16 protein-coding genes and 1 tRNA gene are annotated in these 16,794 nt (G+C 33.4%); 6 read left to right on the top strand and 11 right to left on the bottom strand.

From position 1 onward, the window contains the following. Positions 1-35: 35 nt before the first annotated feature. From bshA to WFZ86_RS16430, 6 genes are all read right to left on the bottom strand, one after another. Positions 36-1,169 carry an N-acetyl-alpha-D-glucosaminyl L-malate synthase BshA gene (bshA, locus tag WFZ86_RS16455; RefSeq protein ID WP_342692940.1) on the bottom strand — a complete coding sequence of 378 codons (1,134 nt, stop codon included), beginning with the start codon at positions 1,167-1,169 and terminating at the stop codon, positions 36-38. A gap of 319 nt (positions 1,170-1,488) precedes the next feature. Then, positions 1,489-1,971, bottom strand: coding sequence for an ABC transporter ATPase (locus tag WFZ86_RS16450; RefSeq protein WP_342692939.1), 483 nt, complete (start codon positions 1,969-1,971; stop codon positions 1,489-1,491). A 20-nt stretch (positions 1,972-1,991) separates the two neighbouring features. Continuing rightward, positions 1,992-2,783 carry a (Fe-S)-binding protein gene (locus WFZ86_RS16445; protein WP_342692938.1) on the bottom strand — a complete coding sequence of 264 codons (792 nt, stop codon included), beginning with the start codon at positions 2,781-2,783 and terminating at the stop codon, positions 1,992-1,994. A gap of 62 nt (positions 2,784-2,845) precedes the next feature. Then, positions 2,846-4,177 (bottom strand): 4Fe-4S dicluster domain-containing protein, encoded by a 1,332-nt coding sequence (locus WFZ86_RS16440; protein ID WP_342692937.1) that lies wholly within the window; start codon positions 4,175-4,177, stop codon positions 2,846-2,848. 4 nt (positions 4,178-4,181) lie between these two features. Then, on the bottom strand, positions 4,182-5,147 hold the full coding sequence (locus tag WFZ86_RS16435) for an MlaD family protein (protein WP_342692936.1): 966 nt from the start codon (positions 5,145-5,147) through the stop codon (positions 4,182-4,184). Positions 5,148-5,195: 48 nt separating this feature from the next. Next, the gene (locus WFZ86_RS16430; protein WP_342692935.1) at positions 5,196-6,341 is read right to left on the bottom strand and encodes an N-acetylmuramoyl-L-alanine amidase family protein; all 1,146 of its coding nucleotides are present in this window, start codon (positions 6,339-6,341) and stop codon (positions 5,196-5,198) included. 133 nt (positions 6,342-6,474) lie between these two features. Here WFZ86_RS16430 and WFZ86_RS16425 point away from each other — a divergent pair, with 133 nt between their 5' ends. Together WFZ86_RS16425 and WFZ86_RS16420 are read left to right on the top strand one after the other, a co-directional pair. Then, positions 6,475-9,165: a putative LPS assembly protein LptD gene (locus WFZ86_RS16425; protein ID WP_342692934.1), complete on the top strand. Its 2,691-nt coding sequence runs from the start codon at positions 6,475-6,477 to the stop codon at positions 9,163-9,165. A 10-nt stretch (positions 9,166-9,175) separates the two neighbouring features. Continuing rightward, the gene (locus WFZ86_RS16420; protein ID WP_342692933.1) at positions 9,176-9,556 is read left to right on the top strand and encodes a RidA family protein; all 381 of its coding nucleotides are present in this window, start codon (positions 9,176-9,178) and stop codon (positions 9,554-9,556) included. Here WFZ86_RS16420 and WFZ86_RS16415 read toward each other — a convergent pair. The 4 genes from WFZ86_RS16415 to pfkA all read right to left on the bottom strand — a co-directional run bounded on the left by WFZ86_RS16415 (position 9,537) and on the right by pfkA (position 12,935). After that, positions 9,537-9,911: a methylglyoxal synthase gene (locus tag WFZ86_RS16415; RefSeq protein WP_342692932.1), complete on the bottom strand. Its 375-nt coding sequence runs from the start codon at positions 9,909-9,911 to the stop codon at positions 9,537-9,539. The genes WFZ86_RS16420 and WFZ86_RS16415 overlap by 20 nt on opposite strands. A 4-nt stretch (positions 9,912-9,915) precedes the next feature. Beyond that, a complete protein-coding gene (locus WFZ86_RS16410) occupies positions 9,916-10,767 on the bottom strand; it encodes an N-acetylglucosamine kinase (RefSeq protein WP_342692931.1) in 852 nt (283 codons plus the stop codon). A 128-nt stretch (positions 10,768-10,895) separates the two neighbouring features. Then, entirely contained in the window at positions 10,896-11,900 is a 1,005-nt protein-coding gene (gap, locus tag WFZ86_RS16405) for a type I glyceraldehyde-3-phosphate dehydrogenase (protein ID WP_342692930.1), read from the bottom strand. Positions 11,901-11,948: 48 nt separating this feature from the next. Further along, the gene (gene pfkA / locus WFZ86_RS16400) at positions 11,949-12,935 is read right to left on the bottom strand and encodes a 6-phosphofructokinase (RefSeq protein WP_159684452.1); all 987 of its coding nucleotides are present in this window, start codon (positions 12,933-12,935) and stop codon (positions 11,949-11,951) included. 500 nt (positions 12,936-13,435) lie between these two features. Here pfkA and WFZ86_RS16395 point away from each other — a divergent pair, with 500 nt between their 5' ends. Further along, positions 13,436-13,576 carry an SsrA-binding protein gene (locus WFZ86_RS16395; protein WP_342692929.1) on the top strand — a complete coding sequence of 47 codons (141 nt, stop codon included), beginning with the start codon at positions 13,436-13,438 and terminating at the stop codon, positions 13,574-13,576. A 26-nt stretch (positions 13,577-13,602) separates the two neighbouring features. Here the strand turns inward: WFZ86_RS16395 and WFZ86_RS16390 are convergent, their stop codons facing one another. Further along, complete coding sequence (locus WFZ86_RS16390) at positions 13,603-14,115, bottom strand: adenine phosphoribosyltransferase (protein ID WP_342692928.1); 513 nt, start codon at positions 14,113-14,115, stop codon at positions 13,603-13,605. 113 nt (positions 14,116-14,228) lie between these two features. Between WFZ86_RS16390 and WFZ86_RS16385 the strand changes: the two genes are divergently transcribed. The 3 genes from WFZ86_RS16385 to WFZ86_RS16375 all read left to right on the top strand — a co-directional run bounded on the left by WFZ86_RS16385 (position 14,229) and on the right by WFZ86_RS16375 (position 16,586). Beyond that, positions 14,229-14,302 (top strand) — tRNA-Arg (locus WFZ86_RS16385). A gap of 532 nt (positions 14,303-14,834) precedes the next feature. Continuing rightward, complete coding sequence (locus WFZ86_RS16380) at positions 14,835-15,821, top strand: sensor histidine kinase (protein WP_342692927.1); 987 nt, start codon at positions 14,835-14,837, stop codon at positions 15,819-15,821. Positions 15,822-15,824: 3 nt separating this feature from the next. Then, on the top strand, positions 15,825-16,586 hold the full coding sequence (locus WFZ86_RS16375; RefSeq protein ID WP_342692926.1) for a LytR/AlgR family response regulator transcription factor: 762 nt from the start codon (positions 15,825-15,827) through the stop codon (positions 16,584-16,586). Positions 16,587-16,794 lie beyond the last annotated feature (208 nt).

Raw genomic sequence — 16,794 nt, 5'->3', positions numbered from 1 at the left:
AAAATAAAAGGGGAAGCATAACACTTCCCCCTTTTTTATTGATACTTTTGAATAGCACGTCGGTATAAGTCTTCGTAAATAGGTAAAATCTTTTTGATATCAAATTTTTCAGCTATAGCTAATGCATTTTTCTTAAAGGTGTCTAGAACGGTATCATCTTTTAAAATTTTTAGCGCATTTTGAGCCATTTCCTCTACATTACCCACATCACTTAAAAAGCCTGAAAAACCATCAAAATTAACCTCTGGCAATCCACCTGAATTACTTGAAATAACAGGAACAGAACACGCCATGGCTTCTAGAGCGACCAATCCAAAACTTTCAGTTTGAGAAGGCAATAAAAACAAATCGGTTAAACACAAAATCTTATCAATCTCGTTACTATTTCCAAAAAAAATAACTTTATCTTGAATCCCTAATTCAAAACAGAGCTCTTCTGCTTTTTCTTTTTCAGGACCATCACCCACCATCATTAATTTCGCAGGAATTTCTAGTTGAATTTTGTAAAAAATCTTTACCACATCTGGAATTCTTTTTACTCCTCTAAAGTTACTAATATGTGTGATAATTCGTTCTGTTGGACTTGCCATAACCGATCGGTGACAAGGCGTTGACGGATCTTTCTTTTCTTTATCTAAATCAATGAAATTAGGAATAACCTGAATTTCGTTTTTAATAGAAAATAACTTTAAGGTATCTGCTTTCAAACTTTCAGAAACTGAAGTTACAAAATCAGATTTATTAATACTAAAAGTTACCGCAGGTTTATAAAAAGGGTGGTTTCCAACCAAAGTAATATCGGTACCATGAAGCGTGGTTACCATAGGAATATTAATCCCTTCATCTTTTAGCATTTGTTTAGCCATATAACCCGCATATGCATGAGGAATGGCGTAATGTACGTGTAGCACATCAATTTTATACAATTTAACCATATCAACCAATTTACTTGATAAGGCTAATTCATAAGGTTGATAATGAAATAAAGGGTATTCTGGAACATTTACTTGGTGGTAATGCACATTTGGATTTAAAAGTGCTAAACGTACTGGCTGACTATATGTTATGAAGTGAATTTCATGTCCTCTTCTTGCTAGTTCAAGACCTAGTTCTGTTGCTACAACACCACTTCCACCAAATGTGGGATAACAAACAATGGCTATTTTCATGTATTTATTTTAGGATAACGAATTTACTCAAAAATGAATAATCAAAAGTTAAGGAAAGTTAAAAATGCACTACAAATGTTCCTTATTTCTTTTTTGTCCTACCGCGCAACTATTGGTTATATTTTTAAATGTTGGATCTAAATTTGTGTTTCGATGTAAATCAATAGAGAATAACGTATCGATATCAAAGTTTTTAGTAAATACACTCGAAGATATCAATACTATAAAAAGTAGAAAATATTGTTTTATCATTAACTTATTAGAAAAGATTGAAAACAAAAAAACTAGATTAAATCATACAAAATAACCTAGTTTTTTTTTAGAAGAATCTACTATGCCAACTATCAGCTGCTGAAACCTCCCAGGATTCATTAAACTCTTGAATATTGTTGACTAAATTATTAAAGACAATCGTGTTTTCAGTAACTGCTTTGTCTTTAACCATTTTTTTAAAATCGATTAAAGGTTTATGTGCAACGTGTTCTCCTAATTTAAACGTTACATTCATCTTATCAAGTAAATCTACCGAATATTTTTTCTCTAAACTCTGAATAAATTCAACTGAACTATCAATAGAACAACCTGTTGCTGCTTGTACTTCCTGATTTACTGCTAAAATAATAAAGCGATTGTACTTAAGAAAATAAGAAGACTCTAAACTCGTACCATGAGCTGCCCAATCTTTCAAAAAAGCCTGCAAAGCTTCTTCAATTTCAGTCATTTCAGCATCAGTAAACTTTCTATTGGATTGATAGATCCATATTCTGGATTCTTCAGGTAAACTTTCAAAGGGTACGTACATAGTTTTGAATTAAATTCTAATTATAAATCTTGAGCATTGGCAATAAGTTCAGCAATATCTAACACTTTTACGTCAGCTTCTTTTTCTTTATTCTTAATACCATCGGTAAGCATCGTATTACAGAAAGGACAGCCAGCAGCAATAATACTAGGTTGTACTTCTAAAGCATCTTCTGTTCTTTCGATGTTTACTTCTTTGTTACCTGGTTCAGCGTCTTTAAACATTTGTGCTCCACCAGCCCCACAACATAATCCATTAGCTTTAGAACGCTTCATTTCAACTAATTCAGCATCTAATTTTTGAATTAAATCTCTTGGCGCTTCATAAATTTGATTCGCTCTTCCTAAATAACAAGGATCATGGAAAGTGATTTTTTTGCCTTTAAATTGACCACCTTCAATTGTTAATCGTCCATCATCAAGTAACGATTTTAAGAATTCCGTATGATGTACAACTTCATACTGACCACCCAATTCAGGATATTCATTTTTTAATGTATTAAAACAATGAGGACAAGCAGTTACGATTTTTTTAGCTTCGTATGCATTCAAAACCTCAATATTCATCATGGCTTGCATTTGAAACAAAAACTCATTACCTGCTCTTTTTGCGGGATCACCTGTACAACTTTCTTCGGTACCTAATACGGCGAAAGAAACGTTAGATCGGTTTAAAATTCGAACAAATGCTTTGGTAATTTTTTTGGCTCTGTCGTCAAAACTTCCAGCACAACCTACCCAAAACAATACTTCGGGTTGTTTGCCTTGAGCTAACATTTCGGCCATTGTAGGCACTACTAAATTTTCTGACATTGTATTTTGGTTATTTAGTTAATAGGTTAAGTGATTAACCAATTAAAAATTTAAACTTTTTATTATATTTCGTTTTTCCAATTCAAACGGTCTTGTTGATTGTATTGCCAAGGAGCACCGTTGTTTTCAATATTGGTCATCATTGCATTCAAAGGCATTGGAGCCGCACTTTGCTCCATCACTAAATAACGACGCATATCTAAAATGATTGATAAAGGACTAATATTTACTGGACATTCTTCAACACATGCGTTACAAGAAGTACATGCCCAAAGTTCTTCGGCAGTAATATAATTATTCAAAAGCGAAATTGAATCTGGCACAAAAACACCTTTGTTTTTGTCAATATTTCTTCCAACTTCTTCCAAACGATCTCTAGTATCCATCATGATTTTACGAGGAGATAACTTCTTACCCGTTTGATTTGCTGGACATGAGGAAGTACAACGTCCACATTCTGTACAAGTATACGCATTCATTAACTGTACCCAATTCAAATCCATAACATCACTTGCACCAAACTTACTTGGAGTAGCATTAGCATCTGCTGGAGCTGCAAAAGGATCTGCATTTGGATCCATCATTAACTTCACTTCATTAGTAACTGAAGCTAAATTATCAAACTGTCCTTGTGGTTTTAAGTTGGCAAAATAAGTATTTGGGAAAGCTAAAAGAATATGTAAGTGTTTTGAAAAATACAAATAATTCATAAAAATCAAAATGCCCACAATATGCAACCACCAAAAAGCTTCTGATAAAAGCATCACCAATTCGTTAGACATTCCATTAAAAATAGGTTCTATAAATTGGCTAATAGGGAAAGATCCCGCTTTAATAAAATGAGAAAATCCTCCTGGCACTTGTTGCAAATGCAAATCAGATGCATTCATTAATAAAAACAAAGACATCAAAATTACTTCGAAATATAAAATATAATTCGCGTCATTCTTAGGATAACCATTCAAATCTGGACTAATAAATCGCTTTAAACGAATAATATTTCTTCTGGTCCAAAAGGTAAAAACAGCTAACAAAACTAAAACAGCTAAAATTTCGAAAGATCCAATAAGAAAATCATAGGTAGCTCCCAAAATAGCAAAAACGCGATGCGTACCAAAAAGTCCATCGATGATGATCTCTAATAATTCAATATTAATGATTATGAATCCAAGATAAACAACAATATGTAGAACACCAGCTACGGGTCTCTTAACCATTTTGGATTGTCCTAAAGCAATCATGGCCATGTTCTTCCATCGCTCTTTAGGGTTATCACTTCGATCAACCGCGGTACCTAACTTAATGTTTCGAATGATTTTTTTGACATTTATAAAGAAATATCCAAAACCAATGGCCAAAACGATGGCGAACAATACATTGTCTAAAAAATTCATATAATTAGTTATTAGCTTTTACTATTGAATCAGTTGCAGGAGCTACATAAGGCTTGTTCTTCTTTCCAAAGACAGAAACATTAACATATCTCGTTGGATTTAAACGGACATCTTGTAGTAACAATTCCAGCTCTTTTGATGTTTTAGATAAATTAGCATATAGCGTTTCATCATGAAGCAATTTACCCATAGTTCCTTTTCCGGATTGCAAATTACTCATAATCTTATCCACACTAGCTAAAGTTTTATTTAATTCTTTTACGGTTTTCCCTAAATCAGCTTTTTGTAAAGAATCTGAAATTTTAGAAAAATCGCCAGAAACTTTATTAAAATTAGTCACAACACCATTAATTTTAGCCTTATTAGTTTCTAAAATTCCATTAACGCTAACTGATGCTTTATGAAATTGCTCCATTGTCTTACTCAATTCAGCCAAACTATTTTTCAAATCAGCTTGTCCTTTTTGGCCTAAAACAGTGTTGATACCTGTAATCATTTGATCTGCATTTACTAACAGCTTTTCTATTTTTTGTTGAACCGGAACTAATTTTCCTCCCATACTAGCCGCTAAGCCCAACTCAACATCTCCTTTCAATGTGGCACCATCTTCGATTAATGATTTATCATTAAAATTTGGTCTTATGGCTATTTGCTTTCCACCAATCAATCCTGGCTCATAAATAACAGCTGTACTAGACTTTGATATTGGGAAATCGGTTTTTAATTGTAGTTCTACCTGAAGTTTCCCAGTAGTATTATTTATAGTAATAGCAGTTACTTTACCAATCAACAAACCATTTAACGTTACTCCAGAAGAAGGTGCTATTCCTTCAACGTTATCATATTCCACATAATACGTTTTATAATCTGTAAAAAGATCGCGTCCTTTTAAAAAACTATAACCCCAAATAAATAATAAAATAGCAATAATTACTATAATAGCTGTTTTAATTTCTCTTGTTAGTTTCAAAATATAAGATTTTGCGCAAAAATAATATAAAAATTTAACTTCAATGAATTATTTAATCGCTTCTTGAATGCTAATTTTCTTTCCATTTTTATAAGCTATCAAAAAAGCAGAATCATATCCTTTTGCTTTAGCCATTTTTAAATTGTCTTTGGCAATATTATAATCTGCTGTTTCGCCATAAAAATATTTATACAAATTATTGTCATGCTCCATTGAAATAAAATTTAATCCTTTAAAATTCTTAGGTTGCAACTCTAATTGAATATAACTAGCAGACAATTGTACTTTAAAGATAGTACCTGTAGCTGGTAATATAGCAACCTTAGGAACTTCATGAAAATCAGAGGTGTCTTTAGGCTTTATGACCTCTTTTTTTTCAGTGGTATCTGCTTTAGGTGCTGGAAAGTTTTCAAAACCTTCACTTTCAAAAAATTCATTTTTGTATTTTAATATCGCTTTAGCAATTGCTTGGGCTAAATCATTTTGACCTTCCTCAGATACTAAAACAACACCTTCAACAGCATTAGATATAAATCCCATCTCTACCAAAACTCTCGGCATGTATGCTTTATGTAACACCATATATGGCGCTTGCTTAACTCCTCCTCCCCGAATTTTTTTTCCAAGATTCTGAAACTCGTCTTCTATATTTGATGCTAATGAAATACTATTTTCTAAATACTCTTCTTGCATCAAAGTCATGCCAATCATGGTTTCTGGAGAATTTGGATCAAATCCTTCATATTTTTGCTTATAATCTTTTTCTAAAGTAATTACAGAGTTTTCTTTCTTAGCCGCTTCCAAATTTGAAGCGATTTTGGTCATACCCATTACATAAGTCTCAGTACCATCGGCAGCCAAATTTTTATTTGCATTACAATGTATAGATACAAAGATTGAAGCTCTTGCTCTATTGGCAATGTTAGCGCGTTCAATCAAATCAATAAAAACATCTGTTTTTCGTGTGTAAATTACTTCTACTTTCTTAGAATCTTCTAGGATTTTTCCAACTTTTAAAACTACGGCCAATGCTACATCTTTCTCAACTCGTCCGCTGTATTTTGCGCCTGTATCATGACCTCCGTGACCAGCATCTAAAGCTACCCGAAAAACTTCGGATTGACCATAAGAAAAAAAAGAGAAAAAGTAAAAGGTAATAATAAACATTACTTTTAGACAAATCTTTGTATTCATAAATTTAAAAGTTAATTTTATTAGGAGGCGTCCGCTATAATTTTGTTAATTGATTATTTTTGCAAAAAAATATATGTAAGTTTGGTGCTTCAAAAAGTAAGCCATCATTTTTACAAAAATAGCATTAAAACCTTTGCATACAAACTTATTTAATATCGTTTTAATATCATTTTTTCTTACACTAGGGACAACTAGTGCTTATTCGCAAGATATAAAGAAAAAAAACACTACTATTCCTCCTAAAAAGGAAATTACAAAAGCAAAAGAAGACAAAACTAAAAACATAGTCCCTACTCCAATTAAAGATTCGATCAAAGCGGACACGGTCAAAGTAAAAAAGGCTTTTTTGGAAGGAAAAGTGAGTTACAAAGCCCATGACTACACCAAAATAGACCAAAAAAAGAAACTGATTACACTTTATGATAAGGCCGAATTATATTACCAAGACATTGAGTTAAAGTCTGGAATCATAGTTATGGATTACGATAAAAATGAAGTGTATGCTGGACGAATCAAAGATTCTACTGGTAAATACACTCAATACCCTAACTTCAAGCAAGGTACTAATGTAGTCGAGCCAGATTCTATACGTTTTAATTTTAAAACAAAAAAAGCCTTAATTTGGAATTCAAGAACTGATCAAGGAGAATTTAAAATCAAAGCTGCTGTTACCAAAAAAGAAAATGATTCGGTTTATTTCCTAAAAGGAGCACGATTTACAACCTCAAAAGATGTCGATAATCCTGAATATTATTTTCAAACGAATAAAGTGAAATTTATTCCTGGTAAAAAAGTCATTACTGGATTAACCAATATGGTCATTGCTGATGTACCAACTCCAATAGGCCTTCCGTTTGCTTATTTTCCTATGAGCAAAGAAACTAGCGTTTCTGGTATCATTTTACCAAATTACAACGACTCTAATACCCGTGGTTTTTCATTGCAAAATTTTGGATATTACTTTGCTTTAAGTGATCATTACGATTTAACTGTACTTGGAGATTATTATACGAATGGCAGTTATGGAATGCGTCTGGAATCCAGCTATGCCAAACGATATAACTATAGAGGAAATTTCAACTTTAGATTCGAAAATTTAATTAACAGCGAAAGAGGTTACCCAGATTATTCCAAACAGACGATTTATAACATTCAATGGTCTCATTCCAAAGATTCAAAATCAAATCCTAATTCTACTTTCTCAGCCTCTGTCAACTTGGGTAGTAGTAAATATTTCCAACAATCGATAAATGTGGTGAATTTAGGGTCAAATCTAAACAATACATTAAGTTCATCAGTTTCGTATTCCAAAACATTTAACTCTGTTCCACAAGTAAGAATGTCGCTATCCGCTACACATTCTCAAAACACCCAAACAAGCGAAATCAATATGACTTTGCCTACGCTCCAGCTAAGTGTGGATCGAGTTTTTCCATTTGCAAAAGGAGATGGAATCAAAAAAGGGTTTATCAAAAACATCAATTTGCAGTACAATTTAAATGGAAGAAATAGCTTTGTAACCACAGATTCTTTATTCTTCAAACCCGAAATGTTCAAAAATGCACAAGTAGGTATGCAACACAGCATTCCTATAAGTACCAACTTTAAATTATTCAAATATTTTAGTGCTTCAGCATCCGCCAATTACAACGAAGTTTGGTACTTAAAAACGATTAGAAGATTTTATGACACCAATCAAAGTAAAGTTGTTGACGAAACCGTAAATGGATTTGATGCTTTTAGAACCTATACTTTGTCGAGTAGTATTGGAACAACGATTTATGGTACTTTTAACTTTGGTAAAGACAAAAAGATAAAATCTATTCGACACGTCATGCGTCCTTCTATTTCGTATGGTTACACTCCTAGTTTTGAAAAATATTATGACACCTACGCAGCAGATGCAAGCGGAACGATGATCAAACCTTACACCCGTTTTGAAGGTGGTATTTACGGAGCACCGGGTCTTTCAAATTCAAACAACATTGGGTTTGATTTAAGCAACACCTTTGAAGCCAAAGTAACAGATAGTGATACTACGAAAGTAGAGCCTAAAAAAATAATGCTATTAAACAATTTAAACCTTTCTACCAGCTACGATCTTAATGCTGATGGTAAAACAACTTTTGCTTGGTCACCAGTTCGTGTAAGTGGAGGAACACAATTGTTTAAAAACAAAATGAATGTGAATTTTGGAGCTACATTAGACCCTTATGCAATTGACAACTCTGGAACTCGAATCAATATGTACAATATAAACAACGGAGGAAGTTTATTCAGAATGACAAGCGCCAATATGACTGTTAATTACTCTATTTCTAGTAGTGAATTTGATGATAAGAAGAAGGATGATGATCAAGTGAAAAGAAATGGCGGAAGAGAAGATGATTTGTTTGGAAAAAGCAGGGATGTACTGAATCAAAAAAGTCAATTTGACGATACAGATGATTCTAAAGGTGAGGATGCTATTACCACATTTTTCAAATCTAAATTGCCGTGGGATATGACTTTTGCTTACTCCTTAACCTACGGGAATAACAATCGTGAAAAGAAAATTATCAACAACTCCATTATGATTTCTGCCAATGCTGATTTAACACCAAAATGGAAAGGCGGAATCTCCACAGGTTATGATTTTGTACAAAAGGGAGTAACCTTTACACAAATACGTTTTGAAAGAGATTTATTAAGCTGGAGAATGGATTTCAATTGGACACCTTTTGGTGACTATTCGAATTGGAATTTCTTCATCGGAATAAAATCGGGAGTATTGAGCGATATTAAATGGAACAAACAGAGAGTAAACGACAGAACCATACGATAACATCTTTTTTATGAAAAAAATTATTTTTACTGACAAAGCCCCTTCACCAATTGGCCCTTATAATCAAGCCGTATTAAAAGGAGACACATTATACACATCTGGACAAATAGCCATTAATCCAGCAACTGGCGAACTAATAACAGACTCTATCCAAGCAGAAACTGAGCAAGTCATGCAAAACATGAAAGCGGTTTTAGAAGCAGCAAATATGACATTTGAAAACGTAGTGAAAACCAGTATTTTTATTATGAACATGAATGATTTTGGGGCAATCAACGAGGTTTACGGGTCTTATTTTAACGAAAAAACCGCTCCAGCTCGTGAAACGGTTCAAGTGGCATGTCTGCCTAAAAATGTCAATGTAGAAATATCTATGATTGCTGTGCTATAGCATTTAATAACAACTGAGCAGTAGCTCCATTCGTAGCCAATGGTACATTGTGTACATCACAAACCCGAATCAACATATTAATATCTGCCTCGTGTGGGTGACTGGACAGCGGGTCTTTAAAAAAAAGGACCATATTCGTTTTCCCTTCACCTACTCTACCGGCGATTTGCGCATCACCTCCAAGTGGTCCCGAAAGCATTTTTTTAACTTTGAAACCAGCTTCTTCAGCTTTTCCTCCAGTTGTTCCTGTAGCGATTAGCTTAATATCTGAAGTATCTAGAATTGCTCTGTTTTTGATTAAAAACTGAATCAATTCAGATTTCTTCCCATCGTGTCCAATAATAGCGATTTCCATTGTATTAATTGTTAGCAACGTGATATGCAATTAAACCATCAATAGGTCTACGCAACACATTCCCTAATTTCATTTCATATTTGTCAAAAGTCACTTGTAATTCTTCTTTCAAATAGAAAGCAATAGAACCTACAAAATGAACAGGAACTTCTTGATAATTATCAAATTGCTTGATGTAATTTTTCACAAAAGACTTCATTCCTTTGTAAATAATTTTTTTACAAAATTCTTCTTCTTTATGTTTGATTAAAAACTTTGCAAACGTTGCCAAATACGCATTTGGATTAGGTTCTTTGTATAATTTGCTTTTAATAAAATCAGGATCCACATTGTATTCCTTTTCAAATTCTTCAGCAATGTGTTTTGGCATTTTGTTAAAATAGTACTTTCTAATTAATTCTTTACCAAAAACATTTCCACTACAATCATCCATAATTATGTATCCCAATGATTGTACTTTTTGATGCAATTTTTTACCATCAAAATAGCTACAATTTGAACCTGTTCCCAAGATGCTTACGATAGCTTCTTCTCCTTTTGGAGTGGTAGCATATACCGCTGCATAAGTATCTTCCTCTACCGACACAATTGCATTTGGAAAATAGTCCTGAAAAATAAGAGTCAAGGCCTCTTTCATTCGAGCAGTTCCGCAGCCAGCACCATAGAAAAACAAATGAGTTGCTGTTTTTTTGTTTTGTAAAATATCGAAACGATCATTCAAACGATCAATAATTTCGTTACCTTCTAAAATTTCAGGGTTTAATCCAAGTGTTTGGGTTGTAAATAGAACTTTTCCTTTTTCATCAATTGCAATCCAATCTGCTTTTGTTGAACCACTGTCTACTATTAATTTCATATACTTTTTTTTGAATTTGGTTTTATATACAAAAATACACAAGAAATGGATTAAACCTTCTTGTGTGTTTTTGTATAAACAAAAAGATTCCAAAAGCTACTGCTCTTGGAATCTTGCTTTTCTTTTTTTTATTTTAAACCTGCAATATGAACAGACAAGTCGATCAATTTGCTTGAATATCCATATTCATTATCGTACCAAGATACTAGTTTAAAGAAAGTAGAATTTAAACCAATTCCTGCAGTAGCATCAATGATTGAAGTTCTTTTATCAGAGATGAAATCTTGAGAAACTACAGCATCTTCAGTGAATCCCATAATACCTTTCAATGTAGTTTCAGAAGCTGTTTTCAAAGCTGCCATAATTTCTTCGTATGAAGTTTCTTTAGCAACTTTTACCGTTAAATCTACTACAGAAACGTCTGCTGTAGGAACACGGAAAGCCATACCAGTTAATTTTCCATTCAATGCAGGGATAACTTTTCCAACAGCTTTTGCAGCTCCAGTTGAAGATGGAATGATGTTAATTGCAGCAGCACGTCCACCTCTCCAGTCTTTTCTTGAAGGACCATCAGCAGTCATTTGCGTTGAAGTTGTAGCGTGAACTGTAGTCATTAACGCTTCTTCAATTCCGAAATTATCGTGAATAACTTTAGCTAAAGGAGCTAAACAGTTTGTAGTACAAGATGCATTTGAAACAACTAAATCAGAAGCTTTTGCCGTTTCGTGGTTTACTCCCATTACAAACATTGGTGCATCAGCAGAAGGAGCAGAAATGATTACTTTTTTAGCACCACCTTTAATGTGCTCACTTGCAGTTTCGATTGTAGTGAAAATACCAGTACATTCAGCCACTACATCAACATCTACTTCATTCCATTTTAAATCAGCTGGATTTCTTTCAGCAGTGATACGGATGTTTTTTCCATTTACATATAATTTTCCTTCTTTCACTTCTACAGTTCCATTAAAACGACCGTGAACAGAATCATATTTTAATAAGTAAGCTAAATGATCAACGTCTAACAAATCATTGATTGCTACTACTTCTACATTATCTCTGTTGAAAGACTCTCTAAAAACAATTCTTCCAATTCTTCCAAAACCGTTTATTCCTAATTTTACTTTTGACATTTTTACTTAATTTAAATTATTTTTATTTTTATTTGTTTCTATATAAGACTAAATCGACATAATATCAGATACTCTAAGTAACTCTCTGTCAATTTCTGTATGTCCTTTAATTGCTTGTTCTAGTGGAGTTAATTCAATTTTATCGTTTAATAATCCCACCATAAAATTTGTTTTTCCTTCAAGAATGGTTTCCACCGCTTTCACACCAAGTCTACTGGCTAAAACTCTGTCGAAACAAGAAGGAGCACCACCACGTTGCATATGACCTAAAACCGAAACACGCACATCGTATTCAGGAAAATTAGATTCTACATAATCTTTTAGTTCAAAAACGTTTTTACCTGTTTTATCACCTTCAGCAATTACAACGATACTTGACGTTTTTCCTGTAGATTTACTTTTCTTCAAAGAATCTAACAATCTTTCTAAACCTAAATCTTCTTCAGGAATCAAAATCTCTTCTGCTCCAGCTCCAATTCCAGCATTCAAAGCAATATGTCCAGCATCTCTACCCATTACTTCAATTAAGAATAATCGATTGTGTGAACTGGCAGTATCTCTAATTTTATCTATTACTTCTACCACTGTATTTAAGGCAGTATCATACCCTAAAGTATGACTTGTACCATATATATCATTATCAATTGTTCCAGGAATCCCGATAACTGGAAAACCATATTCGGTATTGAACAAAAGTCCACCAGTAAAAGAACCATCACCACCAATAACTACCAAAGCTTCAACACCTTCTTTAACTAAATTATCATAGGCTTTTTTGCGTCCTTCAGGGGTTTTAAATTCAAGAGAACGAGCAGACTTTAAAAAAGTTCCTCCTTTATTAATAATATTATTTACACTTCTTGGGCCTAATTCTTTGAAGTCACCTTCAATCATCCCTTGATAACCTCTATAAATACCTACACACTCTATATTATGAAAGGCACAGGTACGAACTACAGAACGTATTGCAGCATTCATTCCTGGTGAGTCGCCTCCAGAGGTAAGTACACCTATTTTTTTTATTGTTTTTGACATTTTTTAAGTATTAATATGTAAATTTAATAAACATAGACTACTTTTAATAATATCTTATTATATTTTTAATAAAAGCCCCTAAATTCAAACGTTTTCGTTGATAAGTTTTGTTTTTAGCAAAAAATATTCATTAATTTTCAACAAAAACCATTAAAATAGTTTTTTTTTGCGTTATTGACAAAAAACACAAAAATAAAAGTAACCAATTCATTCGCAACACCTTACGTAAAAAAGTAAAGTTTAAAGAAAAAAAATGTTTTTTTTTTAAACCCAGCATCTCTAAAAATTGAAAAGCATGATATAAGAGCATAAAAAAGACCTATTCAAAGTTTACACTTTACGAATAGATCTTATTACGATTTACCACTACTTAAAACAGCTATTTATCTCACTGACTACGTTTAGATATCTAAAACAGTACTTATTCCTTTACCTATTACTAGATAGCCGACCGATCATTTGCTTGAGAATCTTTTTTATATCTTTGAAAAAAAACAATTATGTACAAATTACTTGCTCAAATCAACAAAATCGTTTTACCAAGTTTCACCAAACAAGGCTTGGATATATCAAAAGCTAAAAAATGGCAAATGGCAATTATTGGCTATCGTTATTATGTAACCAAAAGAGCTCTTGATTAAATGTTTTTAACCTACATTTTACCTTTTTAATACTTTATAGCTGCAAAAATATCTTTTTGTGCCAATTTTTCTCTTCCGTTTAAAAATGTAAGCTCCATAATAAAATTACACTGCACTATTATTCCACCCAATTGTTCTACCAACTCACAAACAGCCTTTGCGGTTCCACCTGTGGCCAATACGTCGTCGTGAATAAGCACTCGGTCGCCTTTTTGAATTGCATCTGTATGGATTTCTAAGGTATCTGTTCCGTATTCTAAAGCATAAGAAGCCGCAATTGTATCATAGGGCAATTTATTGGGTTTACGAACAGGTACAAAGCCTGCATTCAACTCTTGTGCAAGTAGCGTTCCAAAAAAGAAGCCTCTACTTTCTACTCCAATTACTTTGTTTATGCCTTTATCTCTCAAGGTCGAAACCAAGATATCCAAACATTCTTTTCTTGCAGAGGGATCAATTAATAACGGAGTAATATCTTTAAATAAAATTCCCTCCTTAGGAAAGTCCTGAATATCACGAATGTACTTATCAACTGTCATTTTTTTTTATTTTTATACAATTTTACTCTTGCAAGTTACACATTTATTCCTATATTTGCACCCGCAATAAGGCACTAGTACTTTTTTAAAAAGTCGCCTTAAAAAGCAAAAAAGGCCTCGTGGCGCAACTGAATAGCGCATCTGATTACGGCTCAGAAGGTTACTGGTTTGAATCCAGTCGAGGTCACAAAAAAAACGTTAAAACATTAGTTTTAGCGTTTTTTTTTATTTCCCATTTTATTATTTACCTCACTTTAACCTACAAATATTGGCGGTTTATAAATCCACTAAAGTTAACCTTACCTTATTTAAACAATATTTTGATTACTTTAAAATAACATTTTTAGATTAGAAATATTTCTAGTTTTATGGAATCTCAGAAGGAAAGCAAAAAGGAGAAAATTCTATTGCTAAATAAAGTAGATTCATAAAAACGTTAAAAATTAACCATTTATATTATTCTCGAAAAATCTTATAGACAAAATACACTCACAAATCTATAAATTTAGGCTAGACATATATTTTTTTTGCATATTTCACGAGTTAATTCGTCCTTTGGATTATGCAAATCATCGAGATGAGAAAAATGTTTTGATAATAGTGATTGCATTCCGCTTATAAAAACACCTGACTAATACTTAGCTAATTTCTTCTAAAAAGCTATATTTTAAAGTAAGGAATAAATACTGCCCAAAATATTTTTTCGAACTATAATAGTAATGACCGTGACCCAAAAATTATGGCTTAACGCCTTTCTGATATCACCCATTCTGGCTATTTATGGAGCAAGCCCTCCTTACTTAAACCAAAAAATTGATTTCAAGACTTTTCTGCTTCTTTTTATTGCAATTACGTCCGCCAGCCTTATCATTTGGTCTATCCATATCTCACTAGTAATCAGAAAGCAACAAATGAACAATGCAGAGAAATTTTTAACATCGCAGGCCATTTTGATTATTTTAAGGATTTCAGCAAAAATAGCTGTACCTGATCATATAATACCTGGTCCGACAGACTTTGAAAGGGCAAATATCCTATATAGTCTTTTCTTTTTAATGCTTCCAAATATTGTCATTATGATCCTATGCAATAACATTGTGACTTCCCGTAACAAAGAAATTGCAGAAAGACAACTGCAGGACTTAAAACTGCAGAACAGCGAAGCACAAAAACAGGTCCTGGTACAGCAACTTCAGCCACATTTTCTTTTTAATACCCTTAGCGCACTCAAGTCCCTTATTATCTCCAATCATTATAAGGCCGAAGAGTATGTCGTAAGACTTTCCCATTTCCTACAGTATTCTATCAACGCGCCGACAGCCGATATGGTTGATTTGGAGAAAGAACTTGATTTTGTAGAGGACTATCTAGCTTTACAGCGATTGCGTTTCGGCAGTGCCTTTACCTGCACTATTGAAATACCAAGGAAGATATACAGTCATAAACTGCCTGTTTTTGCCTTACAGACACTGGTTGAAAATATATTTAAGCACAATCATTTTACTGAAAAAAAACCTCTTGAATTTCAGATTAAATATGTACCATCAGGGCTAATTGTAACCAATAAAAAAAATCTAGCCACCTATGTGCAGTGTAACAATACTGGATTGGCAAATCTTAACAGCAGATATAAGCTACTCAGCGAAAAAGAAATCATAATAGACGAATCAGAGCAAAATTTTACCGTGATAATCCCAATACTTTAAAGTATGAATATTGTTATTATAGAAGATGAAAGACCTCTGGCGGAAGACTTGGCCAAGACCATTGCCGAAGTGATGCCGGATGCCGTAATCTGCGCCCAGCTACCTTCTGTTGAAGAAGCAACCGAATTCTTCAAAACAGAACATAAAATTGATATTATATTCTCCGACATACAGTTAGGGGACGGTCTGAGTTTTGACATTTTTGCGGCCATAAACAATAAGGTGCCTATAATATTTTGCACCGCTTTTAACAATTATATGCTTCAAGCTTTTGAAACAATGGGGATTGATTACATTATCAAACCCGTCAATACGGATTCCATAACTAAAGCATTAAAGAAATACACGCTGCTCACCGGGGCAGATAACCACACTTTGGATTTTAAAAAACTGCTCTCGGGTCTTTCCGAGAGCATCAAGCCCATTGCTATGCCGTCAGTCATCCTGCATCAGGGAGAGAAAATCACTCCGCTCTCGGGTAATGAGATCGCATTTTTTTTAATTGAAAATCTGACGGTATATGCCTTTAGCTTTGAAGGTAGAAAATGGCCCGTAAACCAGAACCTTGATACATTGGAGAAAAAATTCACCCCTTTTTTTTATCGTGCCAACCGTCAGTATCTAATCAACAAAAAAACCGTGAAATCTGCTGCACACTACCCGAATCGAAAAATAAGGATTACTTTAAATTCTGACTTTCCTTATACCATACTGGTAGGAAAAGAGAAAGTCACAAATTTTCTAGAATGGCTCTCCAATGGCTGAGAGATTTGCTAGGCTATGATTTGAAAGAAAAGTAGCTGGGAAAAGAAAACCTAACACAGCGGGGGTGAACAGGCAAAAACAAGATGGCTGGGCGTAAGATCGCAGGACGTACAGAGAATATACACAGAGTAAACAGCCATAGAATAAATTCACTGCTCTGCCACCCATATTGATATTAGGCAGTTAAAACTTATATCTGAATACTATC

The organism is Flavobacterium polysaccharolyticum (assembly GCF_038739875.1).
GTDB classification, from domain to species: domain Bacteria; phylum Bacteroidota; class Bacteroidia; order Flavobacteriales; family Flavobacteriaceae; genus Flavobacterium; species Flavobacterium polysaccharolyticum.
The sequence above is the reverse complement of the archived record's forward strand: the minus strand, read 5'-3'. Positions and strand labels throughout refer to the sequence as shown.

Excerpts from the sequence above, each read along its gene's own strand:
- WFZ86_RS16450 (WP_342692939.1), bottom strand. The coding sequence starts at position 1,971 with ATGTACGTACCCTTTGAAAGTTTACCTGAAGAATCCAGAATATGGATC.
- WFZ86_RS16390 (WP_342692928.1), bottom strand. The coding sequence starts at position 14,115 with ATGACAGTTGATAAGTACATTCGTGATATTCAGGACTTTCCTAAGGAG.
- bshA (WP_342692940.1), bottom strand. The coding sequence starts at position 1,169 with ATGAAAATAGCCATTGTTTGTTATCCCACATTTGGTGGAAGTGGTGTT.
- WFZ86_RS16375 (WP_342692926.1), top strand. The coding sequence starts at position 15,825 with ATGAATATTGTTATTATAGAAGATGAAAGACCTCTGGCGGAAGACTTG.
- WFZ86_RS16440 (WP_342692937.1), bottom strand. The coding sequence starts at position 4,177 with ATGAATTTTTTAGACAATGTATTGTTCGCCATCGTTTTGGCCATTGGT.
- WFZ86_RS16445 (WP_342692938.1), bottom strand. The coding sequence starts at position 2,783 with ATGTCAGAAAATTTAGTAGTGCCTACAATGGCCGAAATGTTAGCTCAA.
- WFZ86_RS16380 (WP_342692927.1), top strand. The coding sequence starts at position 14,835 with ATGACCGTGACCCAAAAATTATGGCTTAACGCCTTTCTGATATCACCC.
- gap (WP_342692930.1), bottom strand. The coding sequence starts at position 11,900 with ATGTCAAAAGTAAAATTAGGAATAAACGGTTTTGGAAGAATTGGAAGA.
- WFZ86_RS16420 (WP_342692933.1), top strand. The coding sequence starts at position 9,176 with ATGAAAAAAATTATTTTTACTGACAAAGCCCCTTCACCAATTGGCCCT.
- WFZ86_RS16415 (WP_342692932.1), bottom strand. The coding sequence starts at position 9,911 with ATGGAAATCGCTATTATTGGACACGATGGGAAGAAATCTGAATTGATT.
- WFZ86_RS16410 (WP_342692931.1), bottom strand. The coding sequence starts at position 10,767 with ATGAAATTAATAGTAGACAGTGGTTCAACAAAAGCAGATTGGATTGCA.
- WFZ86_RS16430 (WP_342692935.1), bottom strand. The coding sequence starts at position 6,341 with ATGAATACAAAGATTTGTCTAAAAGTAATGTTTATTATTACCTTTTAC.
- WFZ86_RS16395 (WP_342692929.1), top strand. The coding sequence starts at position 13,436 with ATGTACAAATTACTTGCTCAAATCAACAAAATCGTTTTACCAAGTTTC.
- pfkA (WP_159684452.1), bottom strand. The coding sequence starts at position 12,935 with ATGTCAAAAACAATAAAAAAAATAGGTGTACTTACCTCTGGAGGCGAC.